The organism is Paraglaciecola sp. 20A4, assembly GCF_011378905.1.
GTDB lineage: Bacteria > Pseudomonadota > Gammaproteobacteria > Enterobacterales > Alteromonadaceae > Paraglaciecola.
Window position 1 is genome coordinate 56,168 of the sequence record NZ_WTPY01000012.1, and the last position, 17,862, is coordinate 74,029.

General features: G+C 43.3%; 12 protein-coding genes and 1 other RNA gene. 7 read left to right on the top strand and 6 right to left on the bottom strand.

Going from position 1 to position 17,862, the window contains the following annotated elements:
- Positions 1-83 precede the first annotated feature (83 nt).
- The 4 genes from GQS54_RS12795 (at position 84) to GQS54_RS12810 (ending at position 6,514) form a co-directional block, all read left to right on the top strand.
- The gene (locus GQS54_RS12795) at positions 84-2,744 is read left to right on the top strand and encodes a penicillin-binding protein 1A (protein ID WP_166424374.1); all 2,661 of its coding nucleotides are present in this window, start codon (positions 84-86) and stop codon (positions 2,742-2,744) included.
- Between the two features lie 189 nt (positions 2,745-2,933).
- Positions 2,934-4,628: an NAD-dependent malic enzyme gene (locus GQS54_RS12800; protein WP_166424375.1), complete on the top strand. Its 1,695-nt coding sequence runs from the start codon at positions 2,934-2,936 to the stop codon at positions 4,626-4,628.
- A gap of 127 nt (positions 4,629-4,755) precedes the next feature.
- An RNA gene (gene rnpB, locus GQS54_RS12805) (RNase P RNA component class A) lies at positions 4,756-5,129 on the top strand.
- A 239-nt stretch (positions 5,130-5,368) separates the two neighbouring features.
- Entirely contained in the window at positions 5,369-6,514 is a 1,146-nt protein-coding gene (locus GQS54_RS12810; protein ID WP_166424376.1) for a HAMP domain-containing sensor histidine kinase, read from the top strand.
- On the opposite strand, the gene GQS54_RS12815 is transcribed toward GQS54_RS12810, so the two are convergent.
- Complete coding sequence (locus GQS54_RS12815; RefSeq protein WP_166424377.1) at positions 6,507-7,103, bottom strand: TetR/AcrR family transcriptional regulator; 597 nt, start codon at positions 7,101-7,103, stop codon at positions 6,507-6,509. The two genes, GQS54_RS12810 and GQS54_RS12815, sit on opposite strands and share 8 nt — an antisense overlap.
- A 157-nt stretch (positions 7,104-7,260) precedes the next feature.
- Here GQS54_RS12815 and GQS54_RS12820 point away from each other — a divergent pair, with 157 nt between their 5' ends.
- Positions 7,261-8,298, top strand: a complete 1,038-nt coding sequence (locus GQS54_RS12820; RefSeq protein WP_240919935.1) for an MBL fold metallo-hydrolase — start codon at positions 7,261-7,263, stop codon at positions 8,296-8,298.
- Between the two features lie 50 nt (positions 8,299-8,348).
- On the opposite strand, the gene GQS54_RS12825 is transcribed toward GQS54_RS12820, so the two are convergent.
- From GQS54_RS12825 to GQS54_RS12835, 3 genes are all read right to left on the bottom strand, one after another.
- Positions 8,349-11,516, bottom strand: a complete 3,168-nt coding sequence (locus GQS54_RS12825) for a multidrug efflux RND transporter permease subunit (protein WP_166424379.1) — start codon at positions 11,514-11,516, stop codon at positions 8,349-8,351.
- 12 nt (positions 11,517-11,528) lie between these two features.
- Positions 11,529-12,644 (bottom strand): efflux RND transporter periplasmic adaptor subunit, encoded by a 1,116-nt coding sequence (locus GQS54_RS12830; protein WP_166424380.1) that lies wholly within the window; start codon positions 12,642-12,644, stop codon positions 11,529-11,531.
- 345 nt (positions 12,645-12,989) lie between these two features.
- Positions 12,990-14,474 (bottom strand): hypothetical protein, encoded by a 1,485-nt coding sequence (locus tag GQS54_RS12835; protein WP_166424381.1) that lies wholly within the window; start codon positions 14,472-14,474, stop codon positions 12,990-12,992.
- A 224-nt stretch (positions 14,475-14,698) separates the two neighbouring features.
- On the opposite strand from GQS54_RS12835, the gene GQS54_RS12840 reads away from it, so the two are divergent.
- Positions 14,699-15,187 carry a thioredoxin family protein gene (locus tag GQS54_RS12840; RefSeq protein ID WP_240919932.1) on the top strand — a complete coding sequence of 163 codons (489 nt, stop codon included), beginning with the start codon at positions 14,699-14,701 and terminating at the stop codon, positions 15,185-15,187.
- Positions 15,188-15,246: 59 nt separating this feature from the next.
- Here GQS54_RS12840 and GQS54_RS12845 read toward each other — a convergent pair whose 3' ends face one another.
- On the bottom strand, positions 15,247-15,681 hold the full coding sequence (locus tag GQS54_RS12845; protein WP_166424382.1) for an OsmC family protein: 435 nt from the start codon (positions 15,679-15,681) through the stop codon (positions 15,247-15,249).
- Between the two features lie 251 nt (positions 15,682-15,932).
- Entirely contained in the window at positions 15,933-16,586 is a 654-nt protein-coding gene (locus tag GQS54_RS12850; RefSeq protein WP_166424383.1) for a TetR/AcrR family transcriptional regulator, read from the bottom strand.
- 136 nt (positions 16,587-16,722) lie between these two features.
- On the opposite strand from GQS54_RS12850, the gene GQS54_RS12855 reads away from it, so the two are divergent.
- On the top strand, positions 16,723-17,814 hold the full coding sequence (locus GQS54_RS12855) for an HlyD family secretion protein (RefSeq protein WP_166424384.1): 1,092 nt from the start codon (positions 16,723-16,725) through the stop codon (positions 17,812-17,814).
- Positions 17,815-17,862 lie beyond the last annotated feature (48 nt).

A 17,862-nucleotide genomic window follows, 5' to 3' on the forward strand; every position in this document is an offset into this window, starting at 1 on the left:
TTAATTATTTATGGTTCTTATAACGGTACTTAGGTATAAAATATGAGTCATTTATTGCAACTTGTCTTGGTAATATTGTTTTCGTGAAGTTTTTAAAGCCCGCATTTTTTATTCTTATCCTTGCTTTTGTCGTCGGTGTGATAACGACTTTTGCCCTATATTTTTATATGAAACCAGACTTGCCCAGTGTGGATATGCTTAAGGATGTGCGTCTTCAAACGCCTATGCGTGTGTATACCCAAGACGGTAAGCTTATCTCACAGTTTGGGGTTAAACGTCGTATTCCACTGACCATTGAAGACGTGCCTGAAGATTTGATTCATGCAGTGCTTGCCACTGAAGACAGCCGCTTTTACCAACACCATGGAGTGGATCCAATTGGTATGGCAAGAGCGGTGGTAAACTTAGTGCTTACTGGGGAGAAAGGTCAAGGAGGCAGTACCTTAACCATGCAATTGGCTCGAGGTTTCTTTCTTACTCGAGATAAAACCTATATTCGTAAAATAAAAGAGATTTTTATTGCTTGGCACATGGAACAGTTACTCACCAAACAAGAAATTTTAGAGTTATACCTGAATAAGGTCGAGTTGGGGCACAGAGCCTTTGGTTTTGGTGCTGCTGCGCAAGTTTATTATGGTAAAACAGTTAATGAATTAACGCTGGCGCAGATGGCGACCATAGCAGGATTACCCCAAGCACCGTCGATTCTCAACCCTATCAGCCGTCCTGAACGCTCTAAAGTGCGTAGACGAGTGGTATTACTGCGTATGCTTGATGAGAAATACATTACTCGAGCACAATTCGATGAAGCGTCTACTGCACCGATTACGGCTACTAAACACGGAGCCGAAATAGAGTTTTCTGCCCCCTATTTGGCAGACTTAATATGGAATGAGATGGTCGAGTTATACGGTAAAGAAGAAGCAGAAACCGGTGGTTATCAAGTTTACTCGACCGTGCCGTCATATACCCAATTAGCCGCACAACAAGCTTTACAACGTAATTTACATGATTACGACGAACGTCATGGTTACCGTGGGCCAGAGCAGCAGTTGTGGATCCCAAGCGGATTACCTGTAGCCGTAGAAAAAGACCAAGACGCGGCGGTAACAGCGGCTATCTCTACCGAGCCTTGGGATAAGGAACGCATGCTTACTTTCCTTGATGGATACCAAACATTCGAGTCAATGCAGCCCGCCATCGTGACGAAAGTGAACGAAACTGATATTACTATTTTTACTCGCACAGGCCGGGTTACCGCAATCGACTGGGATGGATTAGACTGGGCCCGAAAATATATCACCGACACGCGTCAGGGAAATAAACCTGAAAAGGCCAGTGATATTCTATCTGAAGGAGCATTGATTTTAATTCGTCAGCGTGAAGATGATAAGCATTGGCAATTGACTCAATACCCAGATGCCAGTAGCGCATTTATTGCATTGAATCCCCATAATGGAGCGGCTCAAGCGATTGTGGGCGGTTATAGTTTTTATCAAAGTCAGTTTAACCGAGCGACTCAAGCAAAACGTCAAGTCGGCTCGAATATTAAGCCTTTCATTTATTCATCTGCGTTAGCCAATGGATTTACCCTAGCAAGCATTATTAATGATGCGCCCATTAATCAGTGGGAAAGGGGAACGGGCAATGCGTGGCGACCTGAAAACTCCCCTCCTGAATATGATGGACCTATACGTTTGCGGGTTGCGCTAGGAAAATCGAAAAATGTTGTTTCTGTTCGCTTGGTACGTGCTGTAGGCATTGATAACGTCACCAAACATCTAGCACGCTTTGGTTTTGATATAACTGAAATTCCGAGAGATGAGACGGTCTCCCTCGGTTCTGGCTCACATACTCCGCTGGAAGTCGCCACAGGGATGTCGGTAATTGCTAATGGTGGCTTTTTGATCCAGCCACATTTTGTGGCGCGTATCGAAGATGATTACGGCAAAGTGTTGTGGAAGTCGAACCCCCCTCAGGCGTGTGATCCATGTGAGGCTGCGCAAGAGCCCCATGATGTGCTATCTAACGAACATATGGATATAGAAGCCATGTTAGCGGCTGAGTTGGGCTCTGCTCAATTACCTAAACGTGATACCGCTCCTAATACCGTCGAGCCGGTGCGTTCTGCGCCCAGAGTCATTGATGAAGATAATGCGTTTCTGGTCGCCGAGATGATGCGCACAGCGCTCAAAACTAATGGTAACTGGAATAAGAAAACTTATTGGCAAGGTACCGGTTGGCGAGCCAGTAACTTGTTGAAACGGGGTGATATTGCGGGGAAAACTGGTACCACCAATGATTCGAAAGATACTTGGTTCAGTGGTTTTACCAATGATTTAGTGGCTACTGTTTGGGTAGGTTTTGATGATATGGGGCGTAGTTTAGGTCGGGCATCGCGAAACCAAAATTTGGTTAATAAGAATCCGAAGCGATTTAATTACATTGGTAATGCCATGATAGGTGGAGAAGATGGTGCTAAGGCAGCTGAACCCGCTTGGATACGCTTTATGCAAAAAGCCTTAGACGGTGTGCCAGAAAAAAAACGCCCCATGCCGAATAACCTTGTAACGACACGAATTGATCGTGCCAGTGGTAAATTAACCCAGCGTACTGATCATACTTCATTGTTCGAATATTTTGTGCCGGGGACTGCGCCCACTAGTTATGTTAGCGACAGTGAATTTGTCGACCCAGCGGATGAAAATAGTAAACAGAGCAAACCACTTGAAGATATTTTTTAAGGCATTATAGAGACCATTGGGAAAGCGGTGTTCGTAACTGTATTTTTGATACGCAGCGCTTTCCATAAAAATGCTGCTAAGTGATTCGATGCTTAATAACGTTGTCGATTATACTTCGCAGCATTTTTAATATCTCGGTTGTAAATTTTCTGCGAAAACCCTATTTTCGCAACAAACAGGACACTTTTTATGAGTAGCTCAACGCCTAAAAGTGCGTTATATATTCCTCACTCAGGCCCATCTTTGCTTGAAACTCCCTTACTCAACAAAGGTAGTGCTTTTACTGCCCAAGAACGTGTAGCGTTTAATCTCACCGGTTTAATACCGCCGCGTTACGAGAGTATTGAAGAGCAAGTCGAACGTGCCTACATGCAATATTCAAGTTTTAACGAACCGATTAATAAGCATATATATTTACGTGCGATCCAAGATAACAACGAGACGCTATATTATCGGCTCATTCAGCAGCATATCGACGAAATGATGCCGATCATCTATACCCCTACGGTAGGTGATGCGTGCGAACAGTTTTCAGATATTTATCGTAGCTCTCGTGGTTTATTTATTTCCTATTCAGAGCGTCATCAAATGGATGACATCATTCGTAATGCTACCAAGCGTAAAGTGAAGGTTATAGTTGTCACTGACGGCGAACGCATTCTCGGTTTGGGTGACCAAGGCATAGGCGGTATGGGGATCCCTATCGGTAAGTTATCGTTGTATACCGCATGTGGTGGTATTAGCCCAGCATACACCTTGCCTGTTATGCTTGATGTAGGAACCAATAACGAAAAATTACTCAACGATCCTATGTATATGGGGGCTCGCCATAAACGTATTGGACAGGCTGAGTATGACGAGTTCGTTGATATGTTTATCAAAGCGGTGCTTAAGCGTTGGCCTGAAGTTATGTTGCAGTTCGAAGACTTTGCACAGCCCAACGCAATGCCTTTACTTGAGCGATACCGGGACAAGGTATGCTGTTTTAATGATGATATTCAAGGCACCGCTGCGGTCACTGTAGGCACGATATTAGCCGCTTGTAAAAGCAAGAACACCAAGCTTAGTGAGCAAAGAGTCGTATTTGTTGGCGCTGGTTCAGCCGGCTGTGGTATTGCAGAACAAATTATCAAACAAATGATTAGTGAAGGGATTTCTGACGCACAAGCTCGTGGTCAGGTATTTATGATTGACCGCTTTGGTTTGGTGACTAACGATATGGAAGGCTTGCGTGATTTCCAGTTGCGACTCGCTCAACCATTGATCAACCAAGCGAATTGGCAAAAATTAGGTCGATATCCGTCTTTACTCGAAACGGTAAGCCAAGTTAAGCCAAGTATTCTTATTGGGGTGTCAGGTCAAGCAGGCTTATTCACTGAGCAAGTCGTTAAAGAAATGAAAAGCCATTGCGATTTGCCAATAATATTCCCATTAAGCAATCCGTCTCGTCAGGTTGAGGCGCGTCCTGAGCATGTAATTGAATGGACTGACGGTGACGTTATTATTGCTACAGGTAGTCCTTTTAATCCAGTTGAATATAAGGGGAAAATTTACCCTATTGCTCAGTGTAACAACAGTTATATCTTCCCAGGTATTGGCTTGGGTGTTTTAGCGGCAAAAGCGAGTTTAATCAGCGATGAAATGTTGATGGCAACCAGTGCTGCGTTAGCGAATGCTTCACCTTTGGCCAATGGCCTAGGCACGGCGCTTTTGCCCCCTTTAACTGGTATCGCCCAATTAAGTAAGAAAATTGCATTTGATGTTGGCAAAGTCGCCCAGAAACAAGGCTTAGCACTAGAAGTGAGCGATGAGATGCTCAGCGAAAGAATCGATGGGAATTTCTGGAAAGCAGAATACCGTCCTTACAAGCGTGTCAGTATCTAACACTACTGGGCTTTGAATCCAAAACGCCGCATTAACTGCGGCGTTTTTATACGCGCAGGCTTTTAGTCGGCTGTCTAACGTGAAAGCAGATTGTAAGTCGGGCTTAACCTGCGTAGAATCCCGCTCCGGAGTTGGTCAGGCAATCGCCGCTTGTTGGATATAACACCTAGTGTTATGTGTTAATAGGGGGAGGAAAGTCCGGGCTCCATAGGGCAGGGTGCCAGGTAACGCCTGGGCGGCGCAAGCCGACGACAAGTGCAGCAGAGAGGAAACCGCCTAAGCGCGTAAGCGCCGGTAAGGGTGAAAGGGTGCGGTAAGAGCGCACCGCACCACTGGTAACAGTGTGTGGCAAGGTAAACTCCACCCGGAGCAAGACCAAATAGGATCTCGTATGGCGTGGCCCACGTTGAGATCGGGTGTGTTGCTTGAGCCAGTGAGTAATTGCTGGCCTAGATGAATGGTTGCCCTCGACAGAACCCGGCTTATCGACCAACTCCACCTATCTACAATATCATCGCCTGAATATCTGGCGGTGATAATTTTTCTCCTACTCTATTCATGTTAGACTCTTTGCCTACGCACTATTTATGGGTGTTTTTACGTGCTGATTAGGCACCTATAACTTAGACTTTAGTCTACTTTTGTGCTCGAAAGGCGTAAATCGCTAGCGTATATCACCGCAAACGCATACTTTTACATAAAGAAACCACTACATCTAAGTCTCATACTGTAGGTTTTTAATGGTCAAAAAAGTAATCAGTAAATTAAGTTGGAACCCTTCTTCGATTTCTAAAGTGAATTTGGACCGCAAAAATATGTTTCGTTTAGCAATGGAGCATTCAGGAATAGGCATGGCCTTAATCGGCCCAGATGGCAATTGGTTAAAGGTCAATCAAGCCATATGCGATATTGTGGGTTATACCGCCAGCGAGTTAGTTAACCTCGATTTTCAAACTATTACGCATCCAGACGATTTACAGGACGATTTAGCGCTATTAAAACAGCTTCTTGCCGGTGAAATTCAGACTTATAATCTAGATAAGCGGTATTTCCATAAGAATGGTCAGCTTATTTGGGCAAAACTTACCGTATCGTTAGTACGTGATGACGACCAACAGCCGCTGTATTTTATTTCACAAATTCAAGATATTACTGCTCAAAAGAAAGCATCGGATGAACTGTCGTTGGCGAATGAAGAAATGGAAGCGTTTTCCTATCGATTAACACATGACCTTTGTTCTCCTTTGAGCTCAATGGAGTATGTGATGGAAATGGCAGCCAAGTATATCGAAGACGGTGATTTGCCTAATGCCTTGAAAACGCTGCGAGTTACGCAAGCAGGTATTACTAAACTGAGTGAGCTTGTAGAGGGCGTACTCGATGTGAGTAAAATTAAGTTACAAGAGGAACAAAACCTACCTGTAGATGTGCCAGTCGTTGTTTACAAAGCGCTAGAAGCGTTGAGTTATATGCAGAATTTCAGTCGTTTGGATATTGAAACTCGGTTTGATTACATTGGTTCAATTAACACTAAACCGCAAAAATTCATACAAATTATTGATAACTTTATTTCCAACGCGATCAAATATCAGGATACAAGTAAGCCTAACTCATTTGTTAGAATTTCAACGTATAGGACAGATGATGACTTTGTGCTCGAGGTGCGTGATAACGGCCTTGGTGTGGATGAAATCTACCGAGGTAAATTGTTTACTATGTTTGAGCGCTTTCATCCTGAGGCATCATTCGGTACTGGGTTAGGGTTATATATGGTCAAAAAAAGTGCTGATATACTAGGGGGAACCCTCACTTATTCTGCACCTGCGGTGGGTAAGGGTTCGATTTTCCGTCTTACACTTCCTGAGAGCGCCGTGCGCTTCAGCTAGCTTGATATTGAGCCAAGAAAGCCGTGATGTTTTTTTCGATAATATCGGTGATATTCAAAGATGAATGTGTTTCAAATCCATAAAGAATGGGATAAAAGATAAATCCCTTTAGTGCGAAGACAAATTGTTTCGCGGCAAAATCGATGTCATCTATTTGCAGTTTTTTAGCCTCATTGGCATATTGTAAAAATGCACCCAAATACCGCATACAACCAAATTCATTATTGGCGATGCTTTTTGCTAGAGAGGGTTGTTGCAACATCTGCATAAACGTTATCTTGGCAATACGCAGGAAGCGTTCGGAGGTCAGCAACTCAACTTCTTGCTGCGCAATTTTACGTAATTGGCTCTTAATAGGTAAGCTGACGTTAAATTGTATCTCTTGGGTGTCATCAAGCTGTTCAAACATACGAGTAAGTATTGCTTGGAATAGCTCATCTTTAGTTGAAAAGTGGTTATATACCGTGCGTTTAGAGGCCTGTGCTGCTTTCGCGATTTGATCCATCGTGGCGTGTTCTACCCCACATTCAAAAAATAGTTGCTCGGCAGCATCTAAAATATTTAGACGTTTCTTATCTGATAACTTCATATTTATCCCTTATTACTCGCGGTATGTTACCGCAATAAAAGTAAACTTCATAGTTTACTTTTATTGCTTTTGTGATAAGTTACACCGAATGGTTTACTTTTTAGAGTGATGAATGAAAACATTCAGTCTCGGAATACTGCTCTCATGTGTGAGTGGAATGTTAGGAGCATATCTTTTGAACAACGAATTAACCGCCGCCACTAATGAAAGCGTGGCAAGTAGTATCCATCACCATAATGGCAAGTTCCATAACAGTGCGCAAAGCGAGGCTCCAAGTTTGCGCAAAACCCTTGGTATTTTTAAGCGTTACATCACTGAGAAAAAAATAGATTCGGTACCGGCAGAGCAAGTTCCCATGCTGCAGGTCACACGTCAGCAGTTAGATGCATTAAGTGATGAAAATGTTCACGTTGTTAAATTAGGGCATTCATCTTTATTGATTAAAATGCATGGCGACTATTGGTTGATCGATCCGGTCTTTTCAGTGCGCGCTTCTCCGTTTTCCTTTATAGGACCTAAGCGCTTTCAGTCGACACCTATCAGCATTGATGATTTACCACCTATTGATAAAGTATTGATATCGCACAATCATTATGACCATTTGGATCAGGCTGCGATTAAGGCATTAAATAATAAAACGTGTGAGTTCTTAGTGCCTTTAGGGGTAGAGGGGGATTTACAAAAGTGGGGGATAAGTGCAGATAAAATAAAGCAGTTTGATTGGTGGCAAGAACTACAAACCGAGCACGCTTTGGTCGCATTTACGCCTAGCCAGCATTTTTCAGGTCGCGGTATTGGTGATGGCAATAAAACCCTGTGGGGATCGTGGGTTGTTAAAACGCCGGTGCGAAGTTTTTATTTTAGCGGTGATTCTGGATATTTTGCTGGTTTTAAAAATATCGGCGATAAGTATGGGCCGTTTGATTTAACTTTCATTGAAACAGGTGCTTACGACAAAGATTGGGCTGATATTCATATGACACCGGAAGAGTCAGTTCAAGCCCATATCGATTTAGCAGGCAAGACGATGGTGCCAATTCATAATGGTACTTTCGATTTAGCATTTCACCCCTGGTATGAGCCACTAATTAGGGTCAGTAAGGCTGCACAGCAATATGACGTTTCCCTAAGTACGCCCATATTTGGGCAAGTATTCAAACTTGAACATGAACCAATTCAAACCGTATGGTGGTAAAATAGCCCATAAAAAAAGGCCCGTCTTGGGCCTTTTTGCTGCTTAGTTCTTTATTCTCGTTCGATGATGGGTACACGTCCCATGTCATCGAGCTTTTGACCTTTGACCAACATGGAGAGTTTACGCATCAGTACATAGAACACCGGTGTGAATATCAAACCAAAGAAGGTCACTCCCAGCATGCCACTGAATACGGCTACGCCCAATGCTTGGCGCATTTCCGCTCCAGCGCCTGTCGCAGCAGCAAGAGGCAACACCCCAAGAATAAAGGCAAACGAGGTCATCAGAATAGGACGCAAACGTAGTTTGGCTGCGTCGCTAGCCGCTTCATATAGACCTGCCCCTTCGTGTTCACGATGACGAGCAAACTCTACAATAAGAATAGCGTTTTTACTGGCTAAACCTACCAGTACAATTAAACCCACTTGGGTCAAAATATTGTTATCTAAGCCCATTAGATGCACACCAGTGATAGCACTAAGCAAACACATTGGCACAATCAGAATAACCGATAAGGGCAGGGTCCAGCTTTCATACAAGGCTACCAGCAATAAGAATACAAACACAACGGCGAAACCGAATGCTAATAACCCTGTGTTACCTGATTGCTGTTCTTGGTATGCAAGCTCAGTCCATTCATAAGTGATACCGTCAGGCAATATTTCGGCTGCTAAGCGCTCCATGGTGGCGATGGCCTCTCCGGAACTAAAGCCCGGTGCCGTACTGCCAATCAAATCGGCGGCGGGATACAGGTTGTATCTGGGTACGCGTGAAGGACCTGAGCGATACTCGAAAGTCGCCACTGAACTTAACGGCACCATTTCACCCGATGAATTACGCACGCGTATACGACCGATGTCATCAGGCTCCATGCGATAGGGCGCGTCGGCTTGGGCCGTTACCCGAAACGTTCTTCCTAAGTAACTGAAGTCATTAACGAATGCGCTGCCTAAATAGACCTCCAAAGCACTGAACACATCAGAAACTGATACACCTAGGCGCTCTACACGCTCTCTATCAATATCGGCGTATAATTGCGGTGTACTGGTTTCGAAGAAGCTAAACACAGCCGTAGTTGCGGGTTCTTGATTAGCAGCCCCTGCGAGCTGCCACATCGCTTGCTCTAGCGCTGGTAATCCGCGACCGCTTCTGTCTTCTAACATCATTTTGAAACCACCACCGTTACCAATTCCGCGAACCGGTGGGGGTGGAATAACGACAACATTAGCATCACCTATAGCCCCCATCTTCGCTCGAGCTTGACCCAATACATCATTGAAAGTAATACCCAGCTCAGCACGCTCGTCGAAGGATTTCATAATGGTAAATATTGCCGCGGCATTGGTTGCATTTGTAAAGGTAGCACCTGAGAAACCGGCAAATGCAACGGCGTTTTCAACCCCGTCAATACTAAGAAGTTTCTCTACTGCGTCTTGAACGACGGCGTCGGTACGTGACAATGACGCGCCAGAGGGTAACTGTACTCCGACAATCAAGTAGCCCTGATCCTGTGCTGGAATAAAGCCCTTGGGAACAATGCTAAACATGTATACCGTAAAGCCCATCAAAACGATATATATCAGCGACATCAATCCGCCACGACGGACAAGCCTATTGACCAATCTAGCGTATTTGTCTGACGTTCTGTCCATTCCTCGGTTGAATTTCCCCGAAAGATGATGAAATAGTCCGCTTTTTTCTGACTCGTCTTTGTGGGGCTTAAATAATACCGCGGCAATCGCAGGACTTAATATCAACGAAACGGATACTGAAATAATGGTCGCAACAGCGATGGTGATACCGAATTGACTATAGAATTGGCCTGATATGCCATCCACAAAGGCGGTAGGTAGGAATACAGCAATCAGTACTAGTCCGATTGCCAATACTGCACCGCCGACTTCAGTCATAGTTTGACGAGCGGCTTTGAGCGGTCGCATACCTTGAGCCATAAGGCGTTCCATGTTTTCTACTACAACGATGGCGTCATCAACTACAATACCGATAGCTAAAACCAACCCAAACAAGGTCAAGTTATTTAGCGAGAAACCCAAAGCACTTAAAATAGCGAACGAGCCAATCAATGAAATAGGGATGGCGATAATGGGAATAAGCGCTGCCCGCCAGTTTTGCAAAAACACCATAATAACCAACACCACTAGGGCGATAGCTTCGTAAATAGTGTGTTCGACTGCCGTAATAGATTCACTGATAAAGTTGGTCGGGTTGTAGGCAATCTTATAGGTTAAATCAGGGGGAAAGTTTTTACCAACCTCTACCATGGCTGCTTTTATGGCGTCAGCTGTTTCAATCGCATTTGAACCAGGGCGTTGGAATACTGGCATAGCGACCGCTTTTTTATCACCTAAATATCCACGGGTTGTGTAACTTTCTGCTCCTAGTTCAACACGGCCAACATCACGTAATCTTACAATTTTTCCATCTTGGTTTTTGATGATCACATTCTCAAACTCTTCCGGCTCAATCAATTGGCCGCGAGTTTGCACGTTTAGCTCAAACGCTGTTTGGCCAGCGTCCACAGGTGCTTGGTTCAAGGTCCCACTGGCCACCTGAATGTTTTGCCCACGTAATGCAGTTATAACTTCAGCTGCAGTTAGATCTAACGACGCAATAACGTCAGGGTCAAGCCAAACACGCATGGAATACTGGCTGGCGCCGAACAATAAGATATCCCCTACACCGTCAATACGAGATAGTTGATCACGAATTTGCAGTGACGCGTAGTTGGCAATGTAAGTCTGGTCATAGGTACCGTTTGGTGAGTACATATTTACGACTAGCATTAAGTCCGGGGAATTCTTCTTGGTCGTTATGCCGAGACGGCGAACTGTTTCCGGTAGTCTTGGTTCAGCAATCGCTACGCGGTTTTGGACCTGTACTTGAGCATTGTCCAAGTCAGTGCCGAGCTTAAAGGTAACGGTAATTGTTACGCGGCCATCGGCAGTCGATTGAGATGACATATACAGCATGTTTTCTACACCGTTAATCTGCTGCTCTAACGGGGTGGCGACGGTTTTAGCGGCGACTTCTGCGCTTGCACCAGGATAAGATGCTGCCACTTGAATAGTAGGCGGCGCAATTTGCGGATACTGCTCAATAGGTAAACTAAAATAAGCCAAGCTGCCGATGATAAGAACAATAATAGCCAGTACCGAAGCGAACTTCGGTCGGTCGATAAAGAAATGCGATATATTCATTTTTGTCTCCCCTTACAGCGTATATTGGCTAGAAAGGTCAACTTCTTTAGCTTCTACTGGCGTACCAGGGCGGGCTCGCATCAAGTTATTCAAAATCATGCGATCGTCTTTACTTAAGCCAGATTCAATTACGCGTAGGTCCTTGGTGTGAAGTTTTCCTAAGGTAACGAACTTACGATCGACTTTACCTTCGTCATTCACCACGAAAACAAATTTACGTGATTGATCTGTACCTATGATGGCGTCTGGGATTAGAATTTTCTCAACGTTTTGTTCTGATAACAAACGAATACGACCAAATAATCCAGGCACAATAAATCCGCCTGGATTATCTAAAATGGCGCGACCAACTATGGTGCCGGTGTTTTGATCAATTTGGTTATCAACGAAATCCATGACGCCAATATGGCTATAGTCTTTTTCGTCCTGCAGACGAATTTTTACAGGATTCGACGCATTTCGAGAACTTTCACGCTTGTTAGACTGACTCAATCGAATATAACGCAGTAAGTCACGTTCGCCGGCGTCGAAATAGAAATGAATAGGGTCAATAGATACCACATTGGTCAATAAGGTGGCACTGGTTGCTGTGCCGTTGATCAAATTGCCTTCGTTGATTAAGTCGCGTGATACCACGCCATCAATAGGTGACTTCACTTCGGTAAATTCTAAATCAAGTTTCGCATTGTCTACATTAGCTTGCGCCATATCGTATTCGTTTTGGCGACGATCGACTTCTTCTTGAGAAAGAGAGTTCTTCTTTCGCAAATCGTTACCGCGAGCCAATTCCTTTTTCGCTAATGCAAAACGAGATTCTGCGCTTTGTAGGGCGATTTTAAAGGGACGTTGATCGATAACAAACAATACATCGCCTTTTTTAACGGTCTGGCCATCTTTGAAATTCACTTTATCTAAGTAACCACTTACACGGGCACGAATGTCCACTTGTTGTGTGGCGTCAAAACGACCTGTGTATTCATCCCACTGGGTAATAACACTTGAAATCGGGGCTGCGACTTCGACTGGCAACGATTGTGGTGCTGATGCCTTTTGCTCTGGTTGCTTGGAGCAAGCGGTCACAAGTGTTAACAGTACCATTGTCAGTAAATAGGGCTTGAGTAAGCGCATTAAATTAGATCCTCGTTTAGCGTGAGCAACACACGCTTATTTAGTATGGTTTAAGTGCAGTATGGCTGATATGAGCGCATTATCCTTTTAATCGAAGGTATATATGCATTCATGAGTTCGCTAAGTTCAGCAACGTTTAATTATCTAGTTCGGTCTTATACGCCAATAAAGCACAGACCGATTAACTAATAAAAAAATCTCACTTATTAACTAATTGCTGAATTAACTTTGAGCAGCGAAAAATCAGTTGCGGAGATGGGGATGGATATACAATAAACAAGCGCGAAGAATAGATCAGTGCGCTATAAAATAATTATTTTAACTATAACAAAGGCGAGCACTGCGCTAATCCTTAGATTTCACCCATAAATTTTGCTGCTTTTTAAAGTAAAAGTAGCTATACGGGGACCAACCACGGGGAATCGCTACTCTATTTTTAGGCTGATCGAGTTCAGTAGCGATTTTTTGAGCTACAGCATCGAGTATCGCTGGCGTTAAAGTCGAAAATTGATTGTAGACTTGTTCAAAGTACAAATTTTGTTGTGATCGAATGGTGCACTGTTCACCTTTAGGATAAATTTCACCTAAAGAACTTACCACAAGGCAATTAGGTTCATTTACTTGGATTGGATTTAGCGTATTGACCAGTCCATAGGAAAATTCATTAGGCTTATTGTCATCGTCATTGGCCGCGCAGAATACGACTCCAAACCCTGGGGGAAAATAGCCCACTATTTTTTGCAAACTTTCAGCGCTATTTAACGTCAAGGCACCTATTTGTGCTGAATGAATGACTACTCTCGTTGCTTTGGGTAAATCTTCGAAATTGAAATTAGGCTTAGTTGACAAAACGATAGAGGTATAAATTTGGGCCGCCTTAATCGTACTGCCAAGAGCCTCTTTGGGCTTAATAGCGCCATCTAACATGCTACGAAGTAAACGTGCACGGTTACTTTCACTTTTATCAAAACGATCTTTGCGCAGCGTGTAATCGTCAGAATCATCATTTTCTTCCTCAAAGTGCCCTGTACCTAATCCTTGAGAAACATATTCAATCGTCTGTTCATGATTCATAATTAAAAGCGGAACACGTACTTCTTTTTCCAGTACTCGATAAGGATCTAATGCCCCATCGGCCCCTTTAAGCAGGCGTTGTATTTCAGGGTGTTGCATACCAATATCTTGCATCAGTGCTGCACTAATCAAAGGTACGGCTACATCTTTTTGAAATAAATTAAGCGCTCCAAATGAAGCGGGGGGCTTGGAAAAACGTGATGACAGGTTATACCGACTGACAATATATTCGTTTTCTACATACTGACTAGCCAGCATTTCGTCGAGTAAACGTAAGCTAAGCACTGCTTTATACAAGGGTTTGCAGCGTTGATGGGATTGCGCAACATTTTTCCCCTGCGTAGGGCAGATAAGCAATAAGGTGGTGAGTACTTTTGCGCTCTTCAACTGGGTTTCTTGCCAGTTCTTACCTTCGCATAACTTTACTATATCAATACAGACTTCATTTAAGCATTTCAAACGAACGTAACGTAGGCGATCCTGTATAGCTGTTTCTACCTTTAAATCCTTTTTTGCGTCATTATAAAGCTCGCGTAAATGATTTCTCTGTATTACATTTTTGGCAGCTTCAATGTCTTTATATTTCTCTTCTACCACTTTTGTTAGCTGCAGAATAACGCGTTGCTGACTTTGCGCTCCTTGAAAATAAACTTCCGCTTGTTCAAACAAGGATTCCTTTGTCTGAGTGACATCGTTTATTCTAGCCACTAATGCAGCTACCGATTTGGTAAACGCATTATCGCTTGATGTTGTCATTTCCGTATCCTTTGGTTATTAAATCTTCTGTCAGCACGCCTTAAGTCTAGCCTAAAAAAAAAGGCCAAGTAACTGATTTTATTTGTCTTTGATAAATTGCCAAAGCATAAGAAATTACCGAGTCTATAAATTACCCTAAGATGATTATTTTTAGATCTCTACACTTGCATTTTTTAGCCGTACATTATTGAATAGCCCTACACTTTTAATGGGAGGCTAAGGTATTGAATAAAATAAAAATGTTTGTTTTGTTGGGGTTTGCAAGTTTAGTTTTGTCAGCATGTAGTCATTCTATCGCTCGTCAACCTGATTTTTTAGGGGAAGTAAGTGCAGAGCAATTACTAGCGCAATATCCCGCTTTTCAAGATGAGTATCAGTCCTATCAACCGAGCGAAAAAGAACTTGCTGCTGTGGCTTCATTGCAAGACGATAGCCTTGTAGTCTTGTTTGGTACTTGGTGCCATGACAGCCAACGTGAGGTACCTAGACTCTTGAAAACGTTTGATCTTAGTGGCTTAGATGTTCCTAAGTTAACCTTGGTTGCCGTTGACACTAAGAAAAATGATCCACAGGGACTTGCTAAAAAATATGCACTTAAGTACACACCTACCTTTGTTTTACTAAAGGGTGATAAAGAATTGGGGCGCGTAGTGGAACGGCCTAAGACAAGCTTAACCCAAGACTTACAATCATTATCATTAATAACTAAGTAAGCTTAGTAAATAATCGATCAGGCATTCACGCTTAAATGCCTGATCGTTACTATGACTCTTTAGCTTTTTATTAGGGTGTAGTCCAAGGTAATATGTGCATCCAATAACTTCGATACGGGGCAGTTCTCTTTAGCCTTCTGGGCTATTTGGGAAAATTCGTCATCCGCTATATCGTCTACTTTGGCCGTCAAATTTAACGCTGATTGACTAATTTTGAAACCATCATCGGACTTATCTAAACTAATTTTGGCCGTAGTATTTAGTTCACCGTTCTCATAACCAGCATCAGCTAGCGCAAATGAAAGCGCCATTGTAAAGCAACTCGCATGGGCAGCAGCTATTAGCTCCTCCGGGTTAGTGCCTTTACCATTTTCAAAACGGGTATTGAAGCCATATGGTTGATTCATTAACGCACCTGTTTCAGTGGAAATACTGCCTTTGCCTGTTTTGCCTAAAGGTTTATAAGTGGCGCTACCTGATTTAACAATACTCATATGATTTTCCTAAACTAAGGTTGTAAAGTCACAACTCAACAACATAAATGTTTAAGATAAGATGCAAATGCTTTGCCGTTTTAAAGAAAAACGCTTAGGTCCTTTGCAGCAGGTGATGGCTAGTTAATTGGCTGAGCAATTTTTCGATATGTAGGGAAAGTTTAAGAGATACTTACATAAGGAGTTGCAATAATTACTGGATAATAAGCAGCTCATTTGTATCGAATTGACAATGCGTGGCTTAATCCTGTTTAAGGACGAGCATAACCATTGAGGAACATATCGACTGCAGCGGTAACGAACTCCTCCTGCTCTGCAAGATTGAGATTAACGACTTCGCCTAGCATGCAGCGAATATGATAATTGCCTTTGAGTGCCCCCATAAAGTGACTAGCGGCAATAAAGCAGCTTTTAATATCGAGCTGTTGCTTATCAACTTGGGTTTGCAAATATTCAGCTAAATTGCGTATGGCTCGTTCTGTAGCAAGGGTGAGGAATATTTCCCGAAGACGAGGGGTGCGCACCGCCTCACCTATTATTAAGCGGTGAATCGCCCCCACTTCTGGTGAAATGACCATACTAAAAAAACGCATTCCTATCTCTATTAGAGCGACACGGGGAGATTTACTTTGTAAGTCGCGGTAATCTATTTCACTCAATAATTGGTCGCTTTTACGCTCTATAACCGCGTAAAACAAACCTTCTTTATTGCCAAACAGCCGATAAAGTGTGGCAAGTGACCCTCCCGCTAATGCAACAATTTCTTGCAAGCTCGCTGCTTCGTATCCCGAGCCCGCAAAAACTTTTGTAGCGGCTTGAATAATTTTATCGCGCCTAATAAGTCCCCGTTCTCTCGGGGCGTATTGGGGCGTGGCGCTTGACGTTGTATTTGTATTTGAAGGCATAATTAAACTGCTTTAATGGGACGGAGGCACAATAGCAAATATTCACTTTTTTAGCTTTGTTATGATTGAACGTTTCTAAGTGTAGTGTAATATACATTACACATACAGAGCTAAGCATTCAAATTTAGGCAAGAAAATGTCGTTAAAAAAAGTGTTTTTTCTAATTATCTTGTTGGCACTAGTAGGTTTTGGGATCAACAAGGGCATTGAATGGTATGAGCATGGGCGTTTCATTGAGGAAACGGATAATGCTTATATAAAATCAGATAGTATTTCGATTCGAGCAGAAATCTCGGGACGTATCGAAACCTTAGCGGTTCAAGAAAATCAACACGTACGAAAAGGTCAGCTTTTAGTACGTATTAATGCGAGTGATTATCAAGCCAAATTAGCACAAGCTAATGCTGAACGAGGTGTTGCGCTAGCTGCATTGGTGAACGCCCAGCAACAAATTAATCTGCAACACAAAAAAATCGATGAAGCTAAAGCGAATATTGATGCAGCAAAAGCGGAAGTGAAACGTGGGCAGCTCAATTTAGAACGTTTCCAAATTTTAGATAAACAGTCGTTCGATTCCAAACAACAATTACAAAACACTGAAGCTGATGTTGCAGTAGCCAAAGCGAAACTAGCCCAAGCCCAAGCTGCCCATGCGGCAGCGCAGCAAATGTTTGCCGTACTCGACGCACAACAGCAAAGCGCTGAAGCCAATATTACCGCTGCCGAATCGCAAATTGCTTACGCGCAAAGTCAGTTGGCTAAAACAGAGATCCTTGCCCCTAGCGATGGCATTGTAGGTAATCTAGGGGCGCGTAGCGGTGGTTTGGTACAGCCGACTATGACCCTTCTGTATTTGGTGCCTTTACCTGAAGTTTATGTTGTCGCAAATTTTAAAGAAACGCAGATTGGCCACATGACCATCGGCCAGCCCGTTAAGCTCACCGTTGACGCCCAAGACGACGTGGAGTTCACTGGTGTGGTGGCGTCAATTTCCCCCGCGACAGGCTCTGAATTTAGCTTATTACCCAAAGATAACGCCACTGGCAACTTTAATAAAATAGTTCAACGAGTCCCTGTACGTATTGATGTTATTGGCCCTATTGAACATATGCATATATTACGACCTGGCTTATCTGTGATACCGCACGTTGACACTCAAGGGTTTAATCAACAAAGCGCCTATTTAGCAAATGAACAGGGCTTAACATCACAACGGGATATCCATTAAGCCCTAAAGGCAATTTGGTGAGCAATTATCCACAAGCTAAATATTGAG